This is a genomic window from Mycetocola saprophilus, assembly GCF_000718085.1.
GTDB lineage: Bacteria > Actinomycetota > Actinomycetes > Actinomycetales > Microbacteriaceae > Mycetocola > Mycetocola saprophilus.
Map to the genome: position 1 here is coordinate 290,867 of NZ_JOEC01000001.1, position 24,559 is coordinate 315,425.

Sequence of the window (24,559 nt, forward strand, 5' to 3'; positions counted from 1 at the left end):
GGCGGACTCGGCGCTTATGCTCCGGCCTCCACGGCGGACCTGGACGGACTCGGTGCTCATACCCCGACCTCCACGGCGCTCTGATACGGTGCCAGGTTCTCGCCGCTGGGGCGGAATGGGATGGGCCGTTCGACGTAGGGGACCGCGGTGGTCGGGGTGGATCCGCGCAGCCCCGGCAGCTGGGTCGCAAACAGTTCGATGGATTCGAGGATGTGTGCGGGCTTGACGTGAGGTCCCTGGAACTGGATCGCGGTCTGCTCGGTACCGTCGAACTGGTCGGTCCAGCGCCAGATCGAGTCGGCCACCTCCTCGGCCGTGCCCACCGCGAAGGAGAGCTTCTCGGCGATATCGTCGAAGTCGGCGCTGTCCGGGCCGCCGCGCCAGTCGACCTTCAGATAGATCGCCGCGTACTCGCGCAGGAACTCGACGGCGCGCTCGCGGGCGAGCTCCCGGGTGGGCGCCACCAGGCCCGAGCGCAGGTGAATGACCTCGCCCCCGGGCACCTTCTCGCGATACTCGGCGTTGAGGGCCAGGCGTGCCTCGAGCGGCATCGGGCGCGGGATCATCAGCCGGTAGCCGTGGGCGGAGGCCAGCTCGATCGCGTTGCGTCCGGCGGCGGTCCAGATCACGTCGCGGGCGGGGCGTCCGGCGGGCGGGGAGATTTCCACGTCGTCAAAGCTGTAGAAATCCCCGTGGAAGTCGACGCGTCCGTGATCGATCGCCTGGCGCAGGATCTCGTGCACCTCGCGTGAGCGGGCCGATCCCTCGCCGGGAATCAGACCGTACACCCCCAGCAGATGGTCGGTGCCGGCACCGCTGCCGACACCGAGATCGAGGCGGCCGCCGGAGAGGGCGTCCAACAGCAGGGCCGATTCGGCGAGCCGGATCGGGTGATAGAACGGCGCGCACACCACCGAGGTACCCAGCCGGATGTTGGTGGTTATGGCGCTCAGTCGGGCGAGGAACAGCAGCGGGTCGGGAACCTCGCCGCGGGCGTTCTGGTGGTGTTCGGTGACCCAGACGCCGTTGTAGCCGAGCTTGTCGCCGAGGACGACCTGCTCCTCGATATCGCGATAGAGGGCAGCGGGGTTTTGGCCGTTGGTGACGTCACCGTAGTAGAAGAGGTCGATGCGGGGCATGATTGAGTCCTTTCGGCCGGTGGGCAGCCGCGCGGCGAATGCCCACCGGAAGGGGATGGGTTACTTGGCGAGCCAGACGTCGTAGAACGCGTCGGTGTAACCCACCGCGTCAAACTTCCAGCCGTGCACCTTGGCGGTGGTACCGACGATCTTCTTCGGCACGTACAGCGGAATCGCGAAGCCCTCATCGAGGATGCGCGCCTGGACCTTCTGGGCCTCGGCGATGCGCACCTTGGGATCGGAGTTAGCGCTGATGATCTTGCCCGCCTCGTCGATCTGCGGGTCGGAGACCAGCCCGTAGTTGATGCCCGAGCCGCCGCCCTCCTTGGGAATGGCGTTGGTCTGGAAGGGCTGAATCGTGGTGCCCACATCGGCGTAGCCGCGCGAGGAGTCGGCGAGGTTGTGTTCGTTCTTGGCCAGCTGGGCGGAGAATGCGGCGGTGTCGTACGGGGTGCGGATGACCTCGAAGCCCGCCTTCTTCAGCGAGGAGGCGATGGCCTCCCCGAGCTGCTGACGCTGGTCGGTCTGCACGTAGAGCGAGTCGACGGCCCAGTTGATGGTGAGGCGCTTGCCCTCCTTGGTGCGGTAGCCGTCCTTGTCGGTTTCGGTGTAACCCGCCTGATCGAGCAGCTTGGCCGAGGCCTTGGGATCGAAGTTCCAGCTCTTCTCGAGCGACTTATCGTAGGAGCCCAGCGGCGGGGTGTCGGGCAGCGTGGTGGTCCAGGCCTTCTTATACTCGCCGGCGTAGACGCTCTTGAGGAGGCCGTCCACATCGATCGCGTCCCGGAAGGCGAGACGCACGTTCTTATCGTCGAACGGGGCGATGTTGGGGTTCAGCGCCAGGTAGTAGGGGGTTCCGGTGTTGTCCTTTTCCAGGATCTGGGCGCCGGCGGCCTTGACCTCGGGGATGTTCAGCGGCGGAACCTGATCGATGGCATCGGCCTGCTTGGAGCCGAGTGCACCGATGCGCGCCTGGGGTTCGGGCACAAACTGGATGGTGACCTCATCGAGGTAGGCGGGACCGGTGTGTCCCCAGGTGCTGGGTGCCCAGGCATAGTCGGGGTTCTTTTCCAGCACGATCTTGGAGCCCTTGACGTAGTCCTTGACCCTGAACGGTCCCGATCCCACCGACAGCTTGGGATTCGCCGACAGCTCGGCGGGGGTGTGCTCGGTGAGGACCTTGCCCGAGTAGATCGGCCAGTGCGGGGTCGAGAGCGCGTGGATGAAGGAGGCGTTGGGGCGGGAGAGGGTGACCTTCAGGGTGCTGTCATCCAGCACCTCGTTGGACACGATGCCGCTGGACACGGTGGCCAGGCCGGTCTCGTTGAGCGGCCGGTCGAAGTTCTGCTTGAGTACCCCGGCGTTGAACGGACTGCCGTCCTGGAACTTCACGTCGGTGCGCAGGGTGAAGGTGTAGGTCAGTCCGTCCTCGCTGACCTCCCACTTGGTGGCCAGGCCCGGCTTATAGGTGCCGTCCTCGGCCTGCACGGTGACCGTGTCGAAGATCGAGGAGTTGATCGAGTTGAGGTTGAGGCTCGGGACGCGCTGCCCATCCCAGGTGGGTGGTTCGGTATTGGCCAGGTAGCGCAGGGTGCCGCCGCTGACCGGGCTGGCCGAGGCACCGGCATCGCCGGAGGGCCCGGATCCCGGGGAGGCGGACGCCGAGCAGGCGCTCAGGGCGAGGGCGGTGAGCAGGGCGGTGGCGCCGAGCAGGGCCGCGTTGCGGGTGCGATTTCGCATGGAGGGTGCCTTTCGGGGGTGATTGCGGGGAACGGGGTAGTGTCGGCGATCAGATCGCGGGCAATGGGGCACTAATGGTGGGGATAGCGGCGATCAGATCGCGGGTATAGGGGTGCCGCGGATGATCGAACACTTCGCCGGTCTCGCCGAATTCGACGATCCGGCCGTGCTGCATGACCGCCACATCGTGAGCGACGTGGCGGACCACCCCCAGATCGTGGGAGATAAAGAGGAGCGAGACGTGCAGCTGATCCTGAAGGTCGCGCAGCAGGTCGAGCACCTGGGCCTGGATCGAGACGTCGAGGGCGGAGACGGGTTCGTCACACACGATGATCTCGGGGTTGGTGGCGAGGGCCTGGGCGATCGCGATGCGCTGGCGCTGCCCGCCGGAGAGCTCCAGCGGATGCCGGCCCAGGTGGATCGCCGAGAGTCCCACCTGTTCCAGCAGCGCGGTCGCGGCGTCGTCGCGCGCGCCGCGGGGAACCCCCACGGTGGACAGGGCCTCGCCGAGCAGCGTGCGCACGTTGGAGCGCGGGTCGAAGGAGCCCAGCGGATCCTGGGAGATGGTCTGGATACGGTGACGCCGCGCACGACGCTCCCTCTCTCGGAGGCTCGACCACGCCTCGCCATCCAGCAGCACCTCGCCGGAGTCGGCGGGGGTGAGACCCAGCGCGATCGCCGCGGCGGTGGACTTTCCCGAGCCGGATTCGCCCACGATGCCCAGGGTCTTGCCGCGTTCGAGGGTGAAGGACACATCGTGCAGCACGGTGGTGCGGCGTCCGCGCGAGGCCGGGTAGCTCTTCACCAGGTTGCGCGCCTCGAGGATCGGGGCGGTGGGGGCCACGGTCAACCCGGACTCGGAGGACCCGGACTCGGTTAGCTCCGATCGGGCGGGCACGGTGCCGAGTCGTGCCGAGTCTCCCACCCGCGCCGCCTCGTCCTGCCCCGCGACCCGGGGCCGGGTGAACACCGCTGGCGGCAGCGGGGAGAGGCGCTCGCCGCGGGTGTGGGCCGAGGGCACCGCATCCAGCAGCTGCCGGGTGTAGTCGGCCCGCGGATTGTGCAGGATCTGCGCGGGGGTGCCGCGTTCAATCACCGCCCCGGCGCGCAGCACGATGATCTCATCGGCCAACTCGGACACCACGGCCAGGTCGTGGCTGACCAGCAGCAGCGCGGTGCCCTCGCGCTTGAGTTCGGCGAGGAGTTCCAGCACCTGCGCCTGGACGGTGACATCCAGGGCGGTAGTGGGCTCATCGGCGATCAGCACCCGCGGCCCGGCGGCCACGGCACTGGCGATCAGCGCCCGCTGGCGCAGTCCACCGGAGAGCTGGTGGGGATACTGCGCCGCGCGCTCCTCGGGATCGCGGATACCGACGCGGCGCAGCAGGGCGTGCACGATCTCGGCGGCGGGTTTTTTCGCCAGGCCGGTGTGCAGCCGCAGCGATTCGGCCACCTCGGATCCGATGGTGTTGAGCGGATCCAGGGACACCAGCGCATCCTGCAACACCAGGCCCACCTCGCGTCCGCGCACCCCGCGCCACTGGGCGGGGGTGAGCGTGCGCAGGTCGTGGGTGCCCAGGCGCAGCTCGGAGGCCTCGACCCGGGATCCCGGACCCACCAGCCCGAGCAGTGCCCGCGCCGACACGCTCTTGCCGGATCCGGATTCGCCCACCAGGGCGACGCAGCGTCCGGGGGCCAGGTCAAAGGACAACCCGGTCACCGCGGTGTGCGGGCCAAAATTTATGGTCAGATCACGGACCGAGACCAGGGCCTCGGGATTCTCGACGGTCACAGGGAGCTCCTCTTGCTGATGAAACGCTGCTGCAGCCAGCGGCCGGTTACGGTCACGCTGATCACGGTCAGGGTGATGAAGACCCCCGGCCAGATCGCGATCCACGGGGCGATGCTCAGGTACTGTCGAGCCTCGGAGAGCATGAGGCCCCACTCGGGGGTGGGCGGCACGGCGCCGAGACCGAGGAAGCTGAGCGCCGCACCAAAGATGATGCAGACACCCACGCCGATGACCGCGTGCACAAGCACCGGGCCCAGGCTGTTGGGCACCACGTGGCGCAGCACCAGGCGGGCGGGGGAGAGCCCCAGCGCGATGCCCGAGCGGATGAATCCCGAGCCGCGGATCTGCAGCACCTGGGTGCGCACGAGCCGGGCGGCTCCGGGGATCCGGCCGAGGCCCACGGCCCAGAGCAGACTCCACTGGCCGGGGCCGAGAATCGTGATGGTCAGCAGCGCCACCAGCACCTCGGGGAACGCCAGGAGGACATCGAGGGCGCGGGTGATGACCCGATCCCAGATGCCGCGGGAGTAGCCGGCGAGAACGCCCAGGATGATGCCACCGATCAGGCCGATCAGCGAGGCCCCTACACCCAGCGAGAGCGAGTAGATGGTGCCGTGGATGATGCGGGAGAACAGGTCGCGGCCGAGCTGATCGGTGCCCAGGATGTGGGCGGCACTCGATCCGGCAAACGCGTCGGCGGGGTTGCCCTCGATCGGATCCTGACCGGTGAAGATGCCCGGCCAGATGGCGGCCACCAACAGGAGCAGCACCACGAGGGCCGAAAGGGCGACACCCGGATGCAGCGCGTGGGCCGAGCGCACCCGTTCGGAGCGGGGAAGCCGCGGGGGTCCGTCGGGGCGGGCACGCAACAGGCTCATGCGTGGCCTCCTCTCGGGTGGGGGTTCGGCGCGGGGGCGCGGAATCGGTCGGATCGGTGAGGGTTTCGGGGGTCGAGAGGCTCGCTCATGTGTGACCTCCTCGCAGGCGCGGGTCCAGGAGTGGATACAGCAGGTCCACGATGGTGTTGATCAGAATGAAGATCAGCGCGGCGAACACCACGAAGCCGAGCACCACCGGATAGTCCCGATCCTGGATCGCCACCACGGCGACCCGGCCGAGTCCGGGGCGGGCAAACAGCGTCTCGATGATCGCGGTGCCGCTCAGCAGCGATCCGAAGATCACGCTGGTGAGGGTCAGCGCGGGCAGGCTCGCGTGACGCAGCACGTGGCGCGAGCGCAGCCGGTTTTCGCCGAGTCCGCGGGCGCGGATCGTGGTGACAAACGGCTCGTGCAGCACGTGTTCCATGCGCTCGCGCAGTACCTGGGTGATCACGCCGATCAGCGGCAGGGCGAGGGTGATGACCGGCAGGACCAGCGAACCGGGTCCGTCGGTCCCGAAAGCCGGGACCCACTGCAGCGAGAAGGAAAAGACGGTCATCAGGATGATGCCGAGCCAGAACGAGGGTACCGAAACGGCAACCAGTTCAAACCCCTGGGCAAATGCGCGAGCCCCGCGGCGGCGGCCCGAGGTGGCAAGCGCCAGCAGCACGGACACGATAATCGCCACCAGGATAGCCCAACCGGTGAGCTCGGCGGTCGGCCCGATCTCGCTGAGGATAACCTCGGTGACCGGGGAGGCGCGCTGATAGCTGATCCCGAAGTCCCCGCGCAGCACCCCGGCCAGATAGGTGAAGTACTGCACAATAACCGGCTGATCGAGCCCGTAGTGAGCGGCGATCTGCGCGCGGATTTCGGGGGTGGCCTCCTGCATGCCCGAGAGCATCTTGTCCAGCGGGTTTCCGGGGATCAGTTGGAGTGCCACAAACGAGAGGGTGGCCGCGGCCCAGAGCACCAGGACGATATCGAGGATGCGGTGACCCACATAGGAGGCGATCCCGCGGATGCGTCCGAGCCGACCGATCTCCTCGGCGTGTGATGCATCGGCGAGCAGCGAGGCGACCGTTGGGACGGCGTCCTCGCGGGGCTCCGGCTCGGGAGCGGACGCCTCGGCAACACGCCCAGATGTTGCGTCGGGAGCGGACGCCTCGGCAACGGGCCCGGATGACGCCTCGGGCTCGGACGCCGCGGCAACGCGCCCGGATGATGAGCCGGAAGCAGATACGGTCGGAGCCGCCACCGGGCCGACCGCCGCCACCGCGCCGACCGCCTCCGCGGGCGGCACCGTCTGATCGAGCGTGCTCACGCTAGTCCTCCCAGCGCACGCGTCCGCCGCGCGCCACAAACTCGTCGGCCACGGCCTGGCGCAGGTCGGCATCCACCAGGTAGTCGGCGGCGGCCGAGCCCAGCGCGGTGGCGGCGTCCACGAGCGCGTTGAGCGCATCGGGCAGGATCGAGATGTCGGCAAATCCGGCGTTGTGCGGCACGATGGTGCCGTCCCCGCCGAGGCCCAGGGCCGGGTGGATCGCCGGAATGTACTGGCTCACGTTGCCCATATCGGTGGAGGGTCCACCCTGGCGCACAACCTTCGGCTTGAGCGGCACGGTACGCCCCCGGCCCGTGAGGTGGCGCGCCCAGTGCTTGGTCAGCGCGATGTTGTTGGCCAGCGGCAGGTAGGCGGGTTCGGCATCGAGGTCGATCTCGGCCCGGGTTCCCGTGGCCAGGGCGGCGGCCTCGAGGATGTCCACCACGCGCTGGGTGAGGATCTTCAGTGTGTCGATCTCGCTCGAACGCACCAGAATGTGCGCCTCGGTCAGCTCGGGCACCACGTTGGCCGCACTCCCGCCGTTGGTGATGACCCCGTGAATGCGATCGATCGGCAGGATGTGCTGGCGCAGCTGGGCGATGCCCTGGTAGGCGGTGACCACCGCATCGAGCGCGTTGAGCCCGAGGTAGGGGGTGCCGGCGGCGTGCGCGGCGCGGCCGTGATAGGCGACCCGAATCCGGCGCACCCCGGTGGTTCCCGAACCATAGATGGGGGAGACCTCGTGGCCGACGCTCGGGTGGACCATGCCCGCGGCATCCACCTCGTCAAAGCCGCCGGCGCGGATGATGAGCTCCTTGCCGCCGCCACCCTCCTCTGCCGGGGTGCCGATCAGCGAGACGCGGCCGCCGGTTTCGGCCACCACGTCGCGCAGCGCCAGGAACGCTCCGATCGCGACGCCGGCGATCACGTTGTGCCCGCAGGCGTGGCCCACACCGGGCAGCGCGTCGTATTCGGCGATGACCGCGAAGTGCGGTCCGTCGCCCGCCTCGGAACCCGCGTGCGCCACAAACGCGGTGGGTAGTCCGAACACGCCCACCTCGGTGTCCACCCCCTCCTCGGTCAGCAGCTCGGCGATCTTCTGTACGCTGCGGTGCTCCTCAAACCCCAGCTCCGGGTGGTGGTAGAGGTCCACGGCAAACGCGTGCAGCCGCGGTCGCAGGCCCTCGATTCGGGCAGCGATCCGGGTGTGGATGTCTGCCGGGGCACCGGCGAAGGCGGACTCTGCCTCCCCAATCGGGGCGGGGGTGAGCGAGCGCTGTCCGTAGGCGAGGTAGGTGTCGAGCGGATCGGTGGTCATGAGTGGGGTCCTTTGCGAGGGTGCCCGAGTGCGCGCCCTGCGGCGGATCGGAGGGGTGCGGAACTCGGACGGAGACGGAGCGGGTGGGATGGGGATGAAGCGGTGGGTCCCGGGAGCCGGTCGAGGCTCGGGCCCCGGCCGCTAGGCGGAGTGCGGGCTGTACCGGGGATTGAACACAAAGCCGTCGAGGGCCTCGGTGACCGCGGCGGAGATCGCCCCAATCTCCTCGGCACTCAGCGTGATCTCGGTGGCCGCCAGGTTGTCGCGGAGGTGTGCCGGGTTGCGGCTGCCCACTACGGCGAGGCCGTCGGGCACCGTGTGGAAGATCCAGGCGAGGGCGATGGACTGCACGCTGGTCTGATGCGCGCGGGCGGTGGGTTCGAGCGCCGCGAATACCCGGGCGTGGGTGTCGGCGGGCAGCCCGCGGCCGATCAGCGGCCAGTAGGCGATAAACGGGATGTTCCGTTCGGCCAGGCGCTCGATCACCGGGGTATTCTCCCGCGCCGCCACGTTATAGAGGCTCTGCACGGCGGCGAGGGGCTCAATCGCGAGCGCGGCATCCAGCTGATCCCGCGTGGGTTCGCTCAGCCCGATGTGGCCGATCTTGCCCTGATCGCGCAGCTCGGCCAGGGCACCCAGCTGATCGGCGAGCGGGACGTCCGGGTCGATCCGGTGCAGAAAGAGCAGGTCGATGCGCTCGCGCCTGAGCCGGTGCAGCGAGGCGTGGACGGCGTGACGCAGATAGTCGGGCCGGCCGAGAATACCCCAGCGATCCTGCGCCGGACGCAGCATCCCCACCTTGGTCGAGACCAGGATGTCGTCCCGGTTGCCGATCACGTCGCCGATGATGCCCTCGCTCACACCGGGCCCGAGTGCATCCGCGGTGTCCACGTAGCGGATCCCCGCATCCAGGGCCGCACGCAGCAGCGCCCGCGGAACCTCGGGATCGGTGGGGACACCCCACCCATCACCCGCGGTCAGCCGCGCGGCCCCGAGGCCCACCCGGGGCACCCGGTGTCCGGCCAGCAGGGTCTCTTCGGTGGAGGGCGTGGCCGTGCCGGATGCCGAAGCCCCGGGCACGGTGGCGGTGAGCACGGTGTCGGTGGGCGCGACGGCGGCGGTCTCGGTGCGGCTGGCGGCGATGGTCACGGCGAATCCCTCGAATCAAAAACACGGCTGATGGTTCGAGAAAACTAGCAATGCGCCCGGGGGAGGACCAACGGTCACGGGGACACGGGGTAACCCAGTGTCACGTGGCGAAACAGTAGGTGCGCGCATCGCGTGTCTAGGCCATAATTGCGCGCAAAAAAGCACCGACACTCCGAGGAGTGCCGGTGCCGTTAAGGGGTGGGGCGTTAGTTCACCGGACCGGTGAACTTCTCGCCCGGGCCCTTACCAATCGGGTCCTCGATGGCCGAGGCCTCGCGGAATGCGAGCTGGAGCGAACGCAGACCGTCGCGCAGGCTGCGGGCGTGCATGTCGCTCACATCCGGGGCGGCGGCGGTGATCAGGCCCGCCAGGGCGTTGATCAGCTTGCGTGCCTCATCCAGGTCGGTCTGGGTTTCCGGGTCGTCGGCAAGGCCCACCTTGACCGCCGCCGCGCTGAGCAGGTGTACGCACGCGGTCGTGATTACCTCGACCGCGGGAACCTCCGCAATATCCCGCGTGGCCTCGGCAACCGCTTCGTTTTCTTCCGGGCTGGGGGACTGGTTTTCCGTCACTGTGTTCCTCTGCTAGACTGATACGCGGCTACGGAACATCTGTTCCGTTACGAAAGAGGATATTCTCCCACCCGCGTTTGACCGTAGTACTAGGTTACCGGGTAGTTACACTCCGCCAAGACCCTCCTCGGAGGGTCTGGTAGTCAGGGTGTTGGCCGGGTAGTGACCTTTGGTCACACGTATCCGGTGTGTAATTTCTCTCTCGCCTCGGTATGAATCATTTCGGACTGAGTGGCCTCGAGTATCAATCAGAGGAGTTACGCATTAGCGATCCCCGTACCAATGACCGAATCCGGGTCCCTGAAGTTCGCCTTGTTGGCCCCGCAGGCGAGCAGGTTGGTGTTGTCAAAATTGAGGTAGCGCTGCGCCTGGCGCAGGAGGCAGATCTTGACCTGGTCGAGGTTGCCCCCAATTCGAAGCCGCCGGTTGCGAAGATCATGGACTACGGCAAGTTCAAGTACGAGGCTGCGCAGAAGGCGAAGGAAGCACGCCGTAACCAGGCGAACACCGTCCTCAAAGAGGTGCGCTTCCGTCTGAAGATTGATGACCACGACTACGAGACCAAGCGCAAGCGCGCCGAGGGCTTCCTGAAGTCCGGGGACAAGGTGAAGGCAATGATCCTTTTCCGCGGCCGCGAGCAGTCTCGTCCCGACCAGGGTGTGCGTCTGCTGCATCGTTTTGCAGAAGATGTCGCCGAGTTCGGCGTGATCGAGTCCAACCCCACCATCGATGGCCGCAACATGGTCATGGTGATTGGGCCTCTCAAGAATAAGTCCGAGGCGAAAGCCGAGGCCAATGCAAATCGGGCCGCCAATAAGAGAGCGGCAAAGCAGGAGGAAAGTAATGCCTAAGCAGAAGACCCACTCGGGCGCTAAGAAGCGCTTCAAGCTCACGGGCTCCGGCAAGATCAAGAAGCAGCAGTCGGGTATGCGACACAACCTTGAGGTGAAGTCCAGCCACCGCAAGCGTCGTCTGAACCAGGACCAGCTCGTGTCCAAGGCCGACACCAAGAACATCAAGAAGCTTCTCGGTAAGTAAGCTCGACGGACATAGAGAGATAGAAGTAGAGAAATGGCAAGAGTAAAGCGGGCCGTCAACGCCCACAAGAAGCGTCGCGTAATCCTCGAGCGTGCCTCGGGTTACCGCGGACAGCGTTCGCGTCTGTACCGTAAGGCCAAGGAGCAGGTTACCCACTCCTTCGTTTACAACTACAACGACCGTAAGAAGCGTAAGAACGACTTCCGTCGCCTGTGGATCCAGCGTATCAACGCCGCATCCCGTGCAAACGGCCTCACCTACAACCGTCTGATCCAGGGTCTGGGTCTGGCCGGTATCGAGGTTGACCGTCGTATCCTCGCCGAGCTGGCAGTCAACGAGCCGGCAACCTTCGCCGCTCTGGTTGAGTCGGCCAAGAAGGCCCTCCCGGCCGACACCTCGGCTCCCAAGGCTGCGTAAGCTTTAGCTTCATTTACATTCGGCCCCATCGCCTCGGCGGTGGGGCCGTTTGTTTTTCCGGCCGCGGAACCTTCGTCGGGCTTCGGCGGTCGGGCCGTTTGTTGTTTCCGGGTCTGTTGTCCAGCGGTCGGGGTGGGTTTTCCGCTGCGCCGCCCACGCGGGTAGAATGGCCGGGTGCTAGATAATCCCCGTGCCCCCCGTATCCGTGCCGTCGCAAGGCTTGGCCGTCGTGCCGTGCGTGAAGAGACCGGCCTCTTCCTGCTCGAGGGCCCGCAGGCGGTTGTCGAAGCGCTGACCTACCGCCCCGAGGTCATGCTTGAGCTGTACGTGACCCCCACCGCGCTGGAGCGCTACACCGATCTCGGTGAGGCCGCGGTTGCCGCCGGGATGGACGTCGAGTTTGTGAGCGAAGAGGTCATCAACGCGATGGCCGACACCGTGACCCCGCAGGGCGTCATCGCTGTCGCCCGCCAGTTCCCGACCTCCGCCAAGGACATCTTCCGCGACGAGCCCAAGCTCATCGCGATCCTCGAGGAGGTCCGCGACCCGGGCAACCTCGGGACCATCATCCGTGCCGCCGACGCCGCCGGCGCCGACGGCGTGATCCTCACCGGACGCAGCGTCGACCTCTACAACCCCAAGGTGGTGCGCTCCACCACCGGATCGCTGTTCCACCTGCCCGTCGCCGTGGGCCTGGAACTCCCCGACGTCCTGCTGCTGGCCCGCGAGGCCGGCGTGTCCGTGATTGCCGCGGACATCAAGGGTGACTCGCTCCTCGACGTCCGCAACAGCGGTGTCCTCGCAGAGCCGACCGCCTGGCTGTTTGGCAACGAGGCACGCGGCCTCACCGATGAAAACCTTGCCCGCGCCGAGCGCGCGGTGAGCGTGCCGATCTTTGGTGCCGCCGAGTCGATGAACCTGGCCACCGCGGCCTCGGTCTGCCTCTACGAGAGTGCCTTCGCGCAGCGCTCCTAGGCCTCCGCACCCTCGCGAGCCACCCCGCAGTTTTGCGGGGTGGCTCGCGGCGTTTGTGGATCCGATCAAAGGCGGACGCATGATATGCGACACGCTCTATTCCCAGTGGTGACAGGCTCGGGTACTGCCCGTACTCCGACGTAACGTGAGCGTATGGAGTCGATGTCGATACCGAGGTTTACCCGTGTCTCACGCAGTGGGTGTGAGGCGCCGCTGCTTGCGCTCTCCGCGGTCACCACGCACACCGCCGAACGTCGAGTGCTCAACGGCGTCAATCTGACCATTTCGCGTGGCGAAGCCGTTGCGGTGTTGGGCCTGGATGCGGCCGATGGATCGCAGCTGTGCCGGATCGTCAACGGCAGCGAGCACTGCGATTCCGGGCAGGTTTTGGTCGATGGCCGACCGATCCCCGGCGGGCGACATGAACGGGAGCTGCTGCGCGCAGACCTGGGTCTTATTTCTCCCCGACACGACCCGAATCCCCGGATGAGTGTGATCGAGAGTGTCACCCGCGGGCAGATTCGGACTCGGGGGATCTCGCCGATTCGTGCCTTCGAACGAGCGCGGGCACTCCTGGCCCGGGCTGGTGTCTTGGGCCATGACCGGGAGGATGTCGCTGAACTGTCGGTATCGGGGCGTCGCCGGGTGCAGCTTGCCCGCGCCCTGGCCCTCGAACCGCGCCTCCTGCTGCTAGACGATGTCACTCGGGGGCTTGATGCATACACGTATCGAGACGTAATCGATCTGGTCGACGGGGCTCGAACCGAGGGGATCGCACTCCTGGTCGTGACCGATGACCTGCGTTTTGTGCGTGCGACCGCCACGCGGATCGTGGTGCTGTGCGGGGGACTGGTTGTCGAAGACCAGGCCGCGGACGATTTTTTCCTCCATCCGGTGTCCGTCTCGGCACGAGAAATTGTGGCCGGTTTTGCCGCCCCGGGGGCGTAACGCAGTTGGCAGAAGCCCGCGAATTCCCGGGAATCTGAGCGTGTTCGGCGCACAAAACTTTTCGGACAAATGCATGCCAAAAACAGTATATATATCGGATTTCACCTCAAATATGGAAGAAGTCCGAACAAAATAAGCATCTGATCAGCCCGTTGTATAACGGTCACAAATAGGTAACAAGCGTGTTTATTCGTGTCGTTTGAGTGGGCACACTGACTAGCGTGAGGGCATGGAACCAACGTTGATACCCCAAACCACCAGCGTTCCGATCGTCGGCCGCGGAGAACCCCTCGTGGTGCTCTCCGATGTCAACAAGCACTATGGCGATCTGCACGTTCTCAAAAACATCTCCACGTCGGTTGCACGCGGTGAGGTCGTGGTCGTGATCGGGCCCTCGGGGTCCGGGAAGTCCACGTTCTGCCGGGCGATCAACCGTCTGGAAACCATCGACAGTGGCACGATCACGATCGACGGCAAGCAGTTGCCCGAGGAGGGGGCGGGGCTCGCCAAGCTCCGCGCCGATGTGGGCATGGTGTTCCAGTCCTTCAATCTCTTCGCCCATAAAACCGTGCTGGAAAACGTGACCCTGGGCCCCATCCGGGTGAAAAAGATGTCGACCAAACAGGCGAACGAGCGGGCAATGACGCTGCTGGAACGCGTGGGTGTGGCCAATCAGGCCAATAAGCTGCCCGCCCAGCTCTCCGGCGGTCAGCAGCAGCGCGTCGCGATCGCCCGATCGTTGGCGATGAGTCCGAAGCTGATCCTGATGGACGAGCCCACCTCGGCGCTCGACCCGGAAATGATCAACGAGGTCCTCGATGTCATGGTGGAGCTCGCCAAGGAGGGCATGACGATGATCGTGGTGACCCACGAGATGGGCTTTGCCCGCAAGGCTGCCGACCGCGTGCTGTTCATGGCGGACGGCGAAATCGTCGAGGACGAAACCCCGGAAACCTTCTTCACCAACCCCTCATCCGAGCGTGCGCGCGACTTCCTCGCCAAGATTCTCGACCGGTAACACCACAGCAAAGGAGCCACTCATGAAGCGTTCGAAAGTATCTCTTGTAGCCCTCGCCGCGGCCTCGGCCCTCCTCTTCACAGCCTGTTCCACCTCCGACGGCGGCAACGCCGGCGGCAGCGGGGGAGGCTCCGGGGACAACCCCACCGTGGTAGAAAACCCCACCTTCGAGGCGGGAACCACGATGGAGAAGCTCGCTAAGGCCGGCAAAATCACCGTCGGGGTGAAGTTTGATCAGCCGCTGTTCGGTGAGAAGGGCCTCAACGGGGCCGAGGGTTTCGATGTTGAAATCGCTAAGATCATCGCCGGCCAGCTGGGTATTCCCGCCGACAAGATCGAATGGAAGGAAGCGGTTTCGATCAACCGCGAGCCGTTTATCCAAAAGGGCGAGGTTGACATGGTGGTCGCCACGTACACGATCAACGACAAGCGCAAGGAAGTTATCGACTTTGCCGGTCCGTACTATATTGCCGGACAGTCGCTGCTGGTTAAGGCAGATAACAACGACATCAAGTCCGAAAAGGACATCGTGGGTAAGCCCGTGTGCTCGGTGACCGGATCCACCCCGGCCGAAAACCTCGCCAAGCTCGGCGCCGACCCGGTCCTCACCGACGCCTACAGTAACTGCCTTGAGCCGCTGCGTTCGGGGAAGGTCGTGGCGGTCTCGACCGACAACGTGATCCTCGCCGGCCTCGCGGCCAAGAACGAAGGCGAGTTCAAGCTTGCCGGTGACCTCTTCACCAAGGAGCCCTACGGCATTGGCTTGAAGAAGGGCGATACCGCGTTCAAGGACTTCATCAATAAGGCCCTGGAGGAGTCGTATAAGGACGGCGCCTATAAGAAGGCCTGGGAATCGACCGCGGGCAAGATCCTGCCGTTTGTTGAGGGACCCAAGATCACCGAATAGCCCCACAACAGCTGTTCTGCGGGGCGAACACCCCGCAGAACAGCTGTTTCCCCCTCGAAAGGAGGCGGTGAATGAACGTTATTATTGACAACCTCGATCGATACTTTTCGGGCTTTGTACTCACCCTGCAGCTGTTTGTGGTCGCGGGGATCGCGGCGTTGATTATCGGCACGGTCGTTGCGATCATGCGGATCTCGCCGGTGGGAGCGCTGCGCACCTTCGCGACGGTATACACCGAGGTGGTGCGAAACACCCCGCTGACCCTGATCCTGTTTTTCTTCGCGTTTGTGGCCCCGCAGCTGGGGCTCGGCCTGGACTATAAGTTCCTGGCGATGATCGGCCTGAGTCTCTACACCTCCCCGTTTGTGGCCGAGGCGCTGCGCTCGGGGGTCAACGGCGTGCCGATCGGGCAGGCCGAGGCTGCCCGGAGTATTGGGCTGGGATTTGGCCAGACCGTGACCCAGGTGGTGCTGCCCCAGGCGGTGCGGATGACCATTCCGCCACTGATCAACGTGATGATCGCGCTGGTCAAGAACACCTCGGTGGCCGGTGGATTCTTTGTGGCCGAGCTGGTCACCATCGGTAAGGAACTGGCCAACGCCAACGGGAACGCGGTGATCCCGGTTCTGCTGGGTGTGGCCACGTTCTACCTGTTGATTACGATTCCGCTGGGCATCCTGGCCGGATACTTGGAGAAGAAGTGGGCGGTGTCGCGATGAGTGGATCCTCTGTTCTGTTTGATGCGCCCGGTCCCAAGGCTCGGCGTCGCTCGCGCATCACCTCGGTGATCGTGACGCTCGTGGTCATCGGCGGGCTCGCCGCCATCGGGATTGTGCTTGGACAGCCTCGCGAAGCAGCCGGTGGGATTACCCTGCCCGGAGTCTGGGATGCCTCACGCTGGGATGTTGTCACGAACCCTGCCCTCTGGTCACAAATCGGCGGCGGTGTGCTGAACACGCTCAAGGCGGCGCTCGTCGCGGCAGCGCTTGCGTTGGTTCTGGGTGTCGTTTTCGCGCTGCTGCGCACGGCGCGCACTCGATGGGTGCGTGTCCCGGCGACCATTGTGCTGGAGTTCCTTCGAGGCATGCCCGTGCTGTTGATGATGCTTTTCATCTTGCTGGCATTCTCCAGTGGTTCCTATCTGGCCGTGGTTCTCGGGCTGGGTCTCTATAACGGCGCGATCATCGGGGAGGCGCTGCGCGCCGGCATCGCCTCGCTGCCCAAGGGACAGCGAGAGGCCGGGCTGAGCATCGGGCTGACACCCTTTGCTACCCGGATGCGAATCGAGTTTCCGCAGGCATTTAGGCAGATGCTCCCGATCGTCGTGGCCCAACTTGTGGTGCTGCTCAAGGACACCTCGCTGGGATTCATCGTCGGTTACCCGGAGCTGATCCGCACCACGATGAACAACCTCGGAAGCGCCCTGGGCAATAAGTACCTGTTCACGCTGTTCATCATCACCCTGGTCATCTACCTGGTAATGAACCTGCTGCTCTCGGCCTTTGCACGCTGGCTGGCCCGGCGCTCGGACCGTGCGCAGCGCGGCGGTGCCGAACCCGAAAAGCCCGGTGGCGGAGACGCCCCGGGCGCGGAGCCCGGTCCCGCGGCCGCCGTACAGGCGAGGTAGGTACAGAAGTAACTGCACATGACACGGTAAATTAGCGCCGCCAAGGTTGATTTCTTGGCGGCGCTAATGGATCTAGCTAGTAGGTTGTCCCAATCATGTAACGACCAGTGAATCGAAGCCTAAACAAATCAACCAGTCTTGTTTGATTCGACTGTCTGCGTTCACATCTCGATCCCAGACTGAGCGAGTAGCGTCCACGCCAACGTCAACGCTAATCGATCTGACCACGTCAATTCGATTTTCTCCCCAACGTGAATGTGACGATTCAAAGCTCTAAGGCCCCCTCCTTAGGCTAACTTCACAGATACAAGGAGAAGTCTGATGCATTTTGTCAAAAGACCAGGACTCGTTTTATCACTGAGTTCCGTCATCGTTATGGGGGTCATATTGGCTTCCGCAACTCCCTCGCTCGCATCTTCGCCGGAAAGCGAGGCCGTGTCCGAGTTGAAAAATATTCCCGCAGAGCTCAAACTTTCGAGCTCCGCACAGGCCTCGTTAGATTTCGCTTCCAGTGATGGGAACACGACTCTCTCATCTAGAGGTTTTGAAGGTTCTACCACCAGAGTGACAATTTCTACTGGGACGGAAAGTCAGGGCAGGGTCGTAGTTCTCGAAGGTAAAAAGACCGCAGAACACCAGGTGGAAGGCTATGAGGTTTTGAAACGAGAAGATACCGGCGTCTCGACCTTTGCTAAAGCAATTGATGGTGGAGCTCAGATTATCTTCTCGGGTAAAAACAAAGCGGCTACTGAGAAATTCACGTTGCAATTCGAGCAGCAAATTACGTCAATTGATTCGCTTGGGGAAGGCTTCCAAAGTGTGGTTTTCTCGGATGGGACTGCGCTCGTTATTCAACCGGCGTGGGCCTTTGATGCATCGGGCCGGGCACTCGAGACCAAGTACGAGTATTCGGGACAGAGCCTGCGTCAGCGCGTTGAAGTAAACGCAGACACCAAGTTTCCGGTTTCGGCAGACCCTGCCTGGAGCTATCAGCATGAGGCTGGAGTTGGAGGAACCACTCCTACTCAAGCTCGTGATGCGCTCAATCAGCCCGGGCGCTTCAACCAAATATTCCCCGTAGATGGTGCCCCTGCAAGCATCCCCTCTTCGGGACAGCTGCTGCCCCTGACAGTCACTCTTGTGGGGCCGATTACTGCAAACTTCAACTGCACATTTGGCTCTCAGTCTTATAGCAACGAAGGCAGCGACGAATTTTGGTCATTTGGACTGAACGCGACGCAAGACCATGTGGATGGTGCTGGCTCGACCATTCGCTTTTCTGTATCGAAGTCGCATGGGGACGGATCTAAGCGGCTACTCGTGTATGCGAAGATAATTCGTTCTGACCCTCTGGGCATCGGACGACAGGCATACAAAGACGGCGCGGTGCAAAAATGGAATCAGTTTGCCTCGAACCTCAGTGCAATTTAGCTACTTTCAGTAGCCACTTGCACTGGTGAGAGCCGACCGAAATTATCACTTTGCCGCCTGGCACGAGATGAAGCCCAGGAATCACATCGTGACGAACGCGAACGGCCCGCCCGGATGGATCCCCTCCGCGCGGGCCGTTCCGGAGTTCTGGCCCCCGGCGGGCGGGAGAACCCGGGTAGAATGTGTTTTTGTGTCTGACCCTCAACTGATTACCGAAGAAAGCGTCGCCGCCGCGGTCGATGCGGCGCTCGCCGCCATTGCCGCCGCCGCCGACTCCACCGCACTCAAGCAGGCGCGTTCGGCCCACATGGCCGAGGGCTCGCCGCTGGCGAACCTCAACGCCGCCCTGCGCTCTGTGCCCAACGACCAGAAGGCCGCCTTTGGCAAGCTCGTGGGCCAGGCCCGCGGGCGTGTGAACGGTGCCTATGCCGCCGCCGAGGAGCGCATCGTCGCCGCCGAGGATGCCGCCCGCCTGGCCGCCGAGACCGTGGATGTCACCGCGCTGCCCAGCCGCTACCGTGCCGGTGCCCGTCACCCGCTGGAGCTGCTGCGCGAGCGCGTGGAGGACATCTTCACCGGTATGGGGTGGGAGATCGCCGAGGGGCCCGAGGTCGAGAGCGAGTGGTTCAACTTTGACGCGCTGAACTTCGACGCCGATCACCCCGCCCGCGCGATGCAGGACACCTTCTTTGTGGAGCCTCCCGAGGCTCACCTGGTCATGCGTACCCACACCTCTCCGGTGCAGGTGCGCACGATGCTCGACCGTGAGGTGCCGATCTACGTGCTGGCCCCGGGCCGCGTGTACCGCACCGATGAGCTGGATGCCACCCACACTCCCGTGTTCACCCAGTTCGAAGGCCTTGCCGTGGACAAGGGTCTGACCATGGCCGACCTGCGTGGCACCCTGGACCACTTCGTGAAGTCGGTCTTCGGCGACGAGGCGAAGATCCGTCTGCGTCCGAGCTTCTTCCCGTTCACCGAGCCCAGCGCCGAGCTCGACTTCTGGCACCCCACCTTCAAGGGCGGCGCACGCTGGATCGAGTGGGGCGGCTGCGGCATGATCCACCCCAACGTGCTGCGTGCGGCCGGAATCGACCCGGAAATCTACTCCGGTTTCGCCTTCGGTATGGGTGTGGAGCGCGGCCTGATGCTGCGCGACGGTGTACAGGACATGCGTGAAATGGTGGAGGGCGACGTGCGCTTCTCCCAGCAATTCGGAATGGTGGTGTAGTCGTGCGGGTTCCCCTGAACTGGCTGGCTGAATACGTAGATCTCGAGCCCGGAGCGACCCCCGAGTCGGTCCAGGAGGCCCTGGTCAAGGTGGGTCTGGAAGAGGAGGACGTGCACACGTTCGACCTCACCGGACCGATCGTGGTCGGCGAGGTGCTGGAGTTCACCCCCGAGGAGCAGTCCAACGGTAAAACCATCAACTGGTGCCGCGTGCGCGTGGCCGCCGACGGCGAAATCGCCGCCGATGGTGGCGACGCGATTCACGGCATCGTCTGTGGTGCGCACAACTTCCGCGTGGGTGACAAGGTAGTTGTCACCCTGCCCGGTGCCGTGCTGCCCGGAAACTTCGTGATCGCCCCGCGCAAGACCTACGGTCACGTGTCCGAGGGCATGATGGCCTCGGCCCGCGAGCTGGGCCTGGGCGACGAGCACGATGGCATCATCGTGCTCTCGACCTACGGCATCGACGCCCCCGTGGGCACCCCGGCCCTGCCGCTGCTGGGCCTGGATGACTCCGCGGTGGAGATCAACGTGACCCCGGACCGCGGCTACGCGTTCTCGGTGCGCGGTGTGGCCCGCGAGTATTCGCACGCCACCGGTGCGGCCTTCCGCGACCCGGCGCTCGCGCCCGCCGCGCTGGAGGCCACCGGCTTCTCGGTCGAGATTAAGGATGACGCCCCCATTCGCGGCGTGGTGGGGGCCGACGCCTTCACGACCCGCGTGGTGCGCGGCGTGGACGCCACCCGCCCGACCCCGCCGTGGCTGGTTGCGCGCCTCTCCCTCGCGGGGGTGCGCTCGATCTCGCTGCTGGTGGATATCACAAACTATGTGATGTTCGAGCTGGGTCAGCCGATCCACGGATACGACCTGGACAAGGTTGCCGGCGGACTGGTGGTGCGTCGCGCCGAGAAGGGGGAGACCCTGGTCACCCTCGACGGGACCGAGCGTAAGCTGCACCCCGAAGACCTGGTGATCGCCGATGACTCCGGGGCGATCGGCCTGGCCGGTGTCATGGGTGGCGCAACCACCGAGATCAGCGACACCACCACCGATGTGCTGATCGAGGCCGCGCACTTCTCGCCGGTGTCGATCGCGCGTACCGCTCGTCGTCACAAGCTGCCCTCCGAGGCGTCCAAGCGCTTCGAGCGCGGGGTCGACCCGCGCCTGGGCCGTGCCGCCGCCGCGCGTGTGGCCGAGCTGCTGGTGGAGCTGGCCGGTGGAACGATCGACTCGCTCGGTCAGACCATCGCCGCCGATGAGGCCCCCGAGGCGATCCTGCTGCCCGCGGGCTACGTGAGCGGCCTGATCGGTACCGAGTACACCGTGGCCGAGGAAACCTCGGCCCTGGTAGAGATCGGTGCCGAGGTGACCGCCGTGGAGGGCGGCCTGAGCGTGGTGCGTCCCACCTGGCGTTCGGACATCACCGGCCCCTGCGACCTCGCCGAGGAAATCGCGCGGATCATCGGCTATGACCGCATCCCCTCGCGCCTGCCCGTCGCCCCGCCCGGACGCGGCCTGACCCGCACCCAGCGTGCGCGTCGCCGCGTGGCTCAGACCCTGGCCGCGGCCGGATCGACCGAGGTGCAGTCCTACCCGTTCGTGTCCGCCGAGACCAATAACATGTTTGGGTCGGCGACCCCGGCCGATGTTCCGGCAATCAAGCTGGCCAACGCCCTGGACGCGCGCGAGCCGTTCCTGCGCACCTCGGTGCTGCCGGGCCTGATCGGTGTGGCCAAGCGCAACCTGGCACGCGGACTCGTGGATCTCTCGATCTATGAGACCGGTCTGGTGTTCCGCCCCGAGGCCGGCGTCGCGCTGGGCTACGCGGGTGAGCTGCCGAACGGGACCGTGCGTCCGAGCGAGGCCGAACTGGCCGCGCTCAAGGCCGGAATCCCGCCGCAGCCGCACCACGTGGGTGTGCTCATTGTGGGCAACGTGACCCCCAAGCAGCCGGGTCTGGACGCCGTACCCAGCGGCCTGACCGACGCCCTGGATGCGGTGCGTCAGGTGGCGCTGGCCGCCGGCGTGGAGATCCGGATCGAGCAGGGATCGCACCAGATCCTGCACCCGGGACGCACCGCCGCGCTGTATGTGGGGGAGACCCTCGTGGGCTACGCGGGGGAGCTCCTGCCGAGCTTCGCCGCCGAGTCGGACCTGCCGCGCACCGTGGCCGTCGCCGAGATCAACCTCGACGCCGTCCTTGCCGGAGGCACCGACATCGTCGAGGCGCAGTCCATCTTCACCTTCATGGCCGCCACCCAGGATCTCTCGCTGACCGTTCCGGTCGAGGTTCCGGCAGCCGAGGTACAGGCGGCGGTTCTCGAGGGCGCGGGGGAGCTCCTGGAGCACATCCGCCTCGTTGATGATTACCGCGGCCAGGGCTTGGCCGAGGGCCACAAGTCGCTGAGCTTCGCGCTGCGCTTCCGCGCCGCCGATCGCACGCTCACCGCGGCCGAGGCCTCCGAGGCCAAGCTGGCCGGCGCCGCCCTCGCGGGCGAGCGCTTCGGCGCGGCGATCCGCGACTAGCCACGTAAAGCAAAACGCCCGTTGTCTCCGCGAGGAGGCAACGGGCGTTTTGTGTGCCGGATGCTAGCCGTTGGGCTTGTCCCAGCCGAGCTGCTGGGCGGTCCACACCAGGCCGTAGGGCATCATGGTGCGGGCCGCGGTCCAGTTGTGTTCGAGGCCCGGATAGGTGCGCAGCGTGGTCGTGAGGCCGTGCTCGCGCAGGTCGCGGTTGATGATCTCGGCCGCGCGCAGCGACTCCCCATCATCCTGACCGATGAAGAATGTTTGGCCGGTTCCGCGTGGCAACTCACGTAGGAGGTGCGTGGGGGTGTTGATCCGCATGGCCTCGGGGTTACCCACGATGCCCTTGGAATACGGCTTAGCGTAGGGAAGTAGCGAGATAGCCGACCCAAATTCCTCGGGGTAGCGCAGCGCAAACACCAACGAGGTGAACCCGCCGGAGGACATCCCGGCAATGATGCGCTTTTTGGCCTCGGGCTCGGTGCGCAGGGTCTTATCGGCCCAGCCCACCACGTCCTTGACCATGTAGTCCTCGATCTGCGGGCCGCCGGGGAAGTTCAGCGGTTCGGTGGTGCGGCGCTCGGGACCGGCATTGAGATCGGGGGCAACCACGATGGCGTGCGGGAACTGCCCCGACTTCATCAGCTCTTCCAGGGTCACATCGATCCGGCCGCCGGCAAACCAGTCGGCGGCGCTGCCGGGAGAGCCATGCATCGCGTAGATCACCGGGTAGCGGCGGTCGTTGCCGGGCTTGTCATAGTCCGGCGGGAGGTACACCCAGGCACCGGAGCTCGGGACGTCCTTGGCGGTGGAGGGGATGGTGGCCAGGAAAGAGTATCCGGTGGTGGAGGTGGTGACCCGACGCTCGGAGGTGGGCAGCGTGGTGGTGCCGGATCCCTGCACGGGCTTCTTATCGGAGACGACGTGGGGTTTCTGTGGGGTATCGCTCAGCCAGCGCTGCACCGAGGACACCGAGGGCAGATAGCCGACCCAGGTGTTGACCCCCAGTGCCAGGGAGCCGATCAGCACGATGGTGATCGGGGTCCACCAGAGGAATCCACGACGCACACGGCGGGTACGACGCTCGGGGTCACGGCGGGCGCGCCAAATCCACAGACCGATCAGGACAACCGCGATCGCCAGCCCGATGATGCTCGGCCAGTAGGTGGCGAGCAGGTCGGTGCCGGCGGCGCCGTTCTCGAGCGACGGGGGGATGTCGATGGGTTTGTCGGGATTCATTGTGGCCTCCAGGTGCGCGATCTCGTTCCGGGGAACGGAACCGCCGCTGCCGGCGACAACCGGCAAAGTGCTGTGTATACGTCAGCCTTGATTTTAGGTCCCAGCGGGGGAGGGGGAATCGTCTCAGAGGCTGATATTTACCGTGGATGGCGTATTCTCGCGGGACTCCTCAGGGATTCGCGGGTGTTTTTCAGGAATTCACCGGCTGTTCTGCGGCGGGACACCCACAAAAGGGCGGATCACGGCGCGCAAATAACCGTCGTCATGTGGGGAAATCGGGGGTGCATACCATCCGTCAACGTGACAAGCTGGAGGGGTGTCCGGTCCTGTGAACTCCCATCCCGATCCCTCCGACAGCGGCGACGCCTGGGTCTATGCGCCCGATGGCCGTCAATTCTGGGGAACCTACGGTGCCTCGGGCCTGCTGGCCTTCGACCGCGTCCGCGGGGTCCTCCTGCAGCACCGGGTCGAGTGGAGCCACTTCGGTGGCACCTGGGCGCTGCCCGGGGGTGCGCGTCACCGCGGGGAGAGCGCCGTGGATGGGGCCTTCCGCGAGGCCGCCGAGGAGGCCGGGGTGCCCGATGGCGCCGTCCGCCCGCGCTTCAGTGCGGTCCTGGATCTGGGCTTCTGGTCGTATACCACCGTGGTGGGGGACGTGATCATCCCCTTCGAGCCGGAGATTACCGATCCCGAGAGCCTCGAGCTGCGCTGGGTCCCACTGGACGAGGTTGACACCCTGCCGCTGCACCCCGGATTCGAGCAGTCCTGGCCGGCGCTGCGGGCGGAGCTGGAGCGTTCGGAGACGATCGTGGTGGATGCCGCCAATGTGATCGGTGCGCGCCCGGATGGCTGGTGGAACGATCGCGCCGGGGCTGCCGACCGCCTGCTGCTGGCGCTGGAACGCCTGGCCGAGGAGGGGATCCCCGCCGACGCGCTGGGCCTCGGGCACTCGCACTGGTGGCCGCGTTTCCGCGTTGTCCTCGAGGGCGCGGCCCGGGGTGCCGAGATCCGCGACGCCCAGGTTCCCGAACTCACCGTCGTGCGGGCTCCGGGCGAGGGCGACGAGACGATTGTGCACGTGGTGCGCGAACTGGCCCAGCGCACCCCGCCGCATACGGTGTGGACGATCACCAGCGATCGCGGCCTGCGGGAGCGGGTCGAGGCCAAGGGATCGCGGATCCTCGGATCCCGCTGGCTCTGGGACCGAATCGACGCGCTCTCGGACTAGCCTCGGGTCTTTTATCGCCGACCCGTGAGAGGATCATCGCGAAGTGTCTCGACCCCGGGGAAA

General features: G+C 65.5%; 22 protein-coding genes. 13 read left to right on the forward strand and 9 right to left on the reverse strand.

Going from position 1 to position 24,559, the window contains the following annotated elements; genetic code table 11:
- Positions 1-56: 56 nt before the first annotated feature.
- The 8 genes from IE92_RS17050 to IE92_RS0101330 form a co-directional block, all read right to left on the reverse strand.
- The gene (locus IE92_RS17050; protein WP_051701462.1) at positions 57-1,139 is read right to left on the reverse strand and encodes an LLM class flavin-dependent oxidoreductase; all 1,083 of its coding nucleotides are present in this window, start codon (positions 1,137-1,139) and stop codon (positions 57-59) included.
- 60 nt (positions 1,140-1,199) lie between these two features.
- Complete coding sequence (locus IE92_RS0101300; RefSeq protein ID WP_051701463.1) at positions 1,200-2,879, reverse strand: ABC transporter substrate-binding protein; 1,680 nt, start codon at positions 2,877-2,879, stop codon at positions 1,200-1,202.
- A gap of 49 nt (positions 2,880-2,928) precedes the next feature.
- Positions 2,929-4,671, reverse strand: coding sequence for a dipeptide ABC transporter ATP-binding protein (locus tag IE92_RS0101305; RefSeq protein ID WP_030143075.1), 1,743 nt, complete (start codon positions 4,669-4,671; stop codon positions 2,929-2,931).
- Positions 4,668-5,549, reverse strand: a complete 882-nt coding sequence (locus IE92_RS0101310) for an ABC transporter permease (RefSeq protein WP_030143076.1) — start codon at positions 5,547-5,549, stop codon at positions 4,668-4,670. Before IE92_RS0101310 ends, IE92_RS0101305 begins: the two co-directional genes overlap by 4 nt.
- A gap of 85 nt (positions 5,550-5,634) precedes the next feature.
- Entirely contained in the window at positions 5,635-6,873 is a 1,239-nt protein-coding gene (locus IE92_RS0101315) for an ABC transporter permease (RefSeq protein WP_245601195.1), read from the reverse strand.
- Position 6,874: 1 nt separating this feature from the next.
- Complete coding sequence (locus IE92_RS0101320) at positions 6,875-8,191, reverse strand: amidohydrolase (protein ID WP_081863787.1); 1,317 nt, start codon at positions 8,189-8,191, stop codon at positions 6,875-6,877.
- 141 nt (positions 8,192-8,332) lie between these two features.
- The gene (locus tag IE92_RS0101325; RefSeq protein ID WP_051701464.1) at positions 8,333-9,340 is read right to left on the reverse strand and encodes an aldo/keto reductase; all 1,008 of its coding nucleotides are present in this window, start codon (positions 9,338-9,340) and stop codon (positions 8,333-8,335) included.
- 206 nt (positions 9,341-9,546) lie between these two features.
- Positions 9,547-9,912, reverse strand: coding sequence for a DUF1844 domain-containing protein (locus tag IE92_RS0101330; protein ID WP_030143080.1), 366 nt, complete (start codon positions 9,910-9,912; stop codon positions 9,547-9,549).
- Positions 9,913-10,124: 212 nt separating this feature from the next.
- Between IE92_RS0101330 and infC the strand changes: the two genes are divergently transcribed.
- The 12 genes from infC (at position 10,125) to pheT (ending at position 22,029) form a co-directional block, all read left to right on the forward strand.
- Positions 10,125-10,763, forward strand: a complete 639-nt coding sequence (infC, locus tag IE92_RS0101335; RefSeq protein ID WP_081863788.1) for a translation initiation factor IF-3 — start codon at positions 10,125-10,127, stop codon at positions 10,761-10,763.
- On the forward strand, positions 10,756-10,950 hold the full coding sequence (gene rpmI, locus IE92_RS0101340; RefSeq protein ID WP_030143082.1) for a 50S ribosomal protein L35: 195 nt from the start codon (positions 10,756-10,758) through the stop codon (positions 10,948-10,950). The genes infC and rpmI overlap by 8 nt, the downstream gene beginning before the upstream one ends.
- 33 nt (positions 10,951-10,983) lie before the next feature.
- The gene (gene rplT, locus IE92_RS0101345; RefSeq protein ID WP_030143083.1) at positions 10,984-11,367 is read left to right on the forward strand and encodes a 50S ribosomal protein L20; all 384 of its coding nucleotides are present in this window, start codon (positions 10,984-10,986) and stop codon (positions 11,365-11,367) included.
- A 174-nt stretch (positions 11,368-11,541) separates the two neighbouring features.
- Complete coding sequence (locus IE92_RS0101350) at positions 11,542-12,342, forward strand: TrmH family RNA methyltransferase (protein ID WP_030143084.1); 801 nt, start codon at positions 11,542-11,544, stop codon at positions 12,340-12,342.
- A gap of 162 nt (positions 12,343-12,504) precedes the next feature.
- A complete protein-coding gene (locus IE92_RS17660) occupies positions 12,505-13,290 on the forward strand; it encodes an ATP-binding cassette domain-containing protein (RefSeq protein ID WP_162178473.1) in 786 nt (261 codons plus the stop codon).
- Positions 13,291-13,519: 229 nt separating this feature from the next.
- The gene (locus tag IE92_RS0101365) at positions 13,520-14,308 is read left to right on the forward strand and encodes an amino acid ABC transporter ATP-binding protein (RefSeq protein ID WP_030143087.1); all 789 of its coding nucleotides are present in this window, start codon (positions 13,520-13,522) and stop codon (positions 14,306-14,308) included.
- A gap of 22 nt (positions 14,309-14,330) precedes the next feature.
- Positions 14,331-15,215, forward strand: a complete 885-nt coding sequence (locus IE92_RS0101370) for a glutamate ABC transporter substrate-binding protein (RefSeq protein WP_030143088.1) — start codon at positions 14,331-14,333, stop codon at positions 15,213-15,215.
- 71 nt (positions 15,216-15,286) lie between these two features.
- Positions 15,287-15,934 carry an amino acid ABC transporter permease gene (locus tag IE92_RS0101375; protein WP_030143089.1) on the forward strand — a complete coding sequence of 216 codons (648 nt, stop codon included), beginning with the start codon at positions 15,287-15,289 and terminating at the stop codon, positions 15,932-15,934.
- Positions 15,931-16,842 carry an amino acid ABC transporter permease gene (locus IE92_RS0101380; protein WP_081863838.1) on the forward strand — a complete coding sequence of 304 codons (912 nt, stop codon included), beginning with the start codon at positions 15,931-15,933 and terminating at the stop codon, positions 16,840-16,842. Before IE92_RS0101375 ends, IE92_RS0101380 begins: the two co-directional genes overlap by 4 nt.
- A gap of 321 nt (positions 16,843-17,163) precedes the next feature.
- The gene (locus IE92_RS18060; protein WP_156027352.1) at positions 17,164-18,273 is read left to right on the forward strand and encodes a hypothetical protein; all 1,110 of its coding nucleotides are present in this window, start codon (positions 17,164-17,166) and stop codon (positions 18,271-18,273) included.
- Between the two features lie 190 nt (positions 18,274-18,463).
- The gene (pheS, locus tag IE92_RS0101385) at positions 18,464-19,504 is read left to right on the forward strand and encodes a phenylalanine--tRNA ligase subunit alpha (RefSeq protein ID WP_030143091.1); all 1,041 of its coding nucleotides are present in this window, start codon (positions 18,464-18,466) and stop codon (positions 19,502-19,504) included.
- 2 nt (positions 19,505-19,506) lie between these two features.
- On the forward strand, positions 19,507-22,029 hold the full coding sequence (gene pheT, locus IE92_RS0101390; protein WP_030143092.1) for a phenylalanine--tRNA ligase subunit beta: 2,523 nt from the start codon (positions 19,507-19,509) through the stop codon (positions 22,027-22,029).
- Between the two features lie 63 nt (positions 22,030-22,092).
- Here the strand turns inward: pheT and IE92_RS0101395 are convergent, their stop codons facing one another.
- A complete protein-coding gene (locus IE92_RS0101395; RefSeq protein WP_030143911.1) occupies positions 22,093-23,268 on the reverse strand; it encodes an alpha/beta hydrolase in 1,176 nt (391 codons plus the stop codon).
- Between the two features lie 316 nt (positions 23,269-23,584).
- Here IE92_RS0101395 and IE92_RS0101400 point away from each other — a divergent pair, with 316 nt between their 5' ends.
- A complete protein-coding gene (locus IE92_RS0101400; protein WP_051701466.1) occupies positions 23,585-24,496 on the forward strand; it encodes an NUDIX domain-containing protein in 912 nt (303 codons plus the stop codon).
- Positions 24,497-24,559 lie beyond the last annotated feature (63 nt).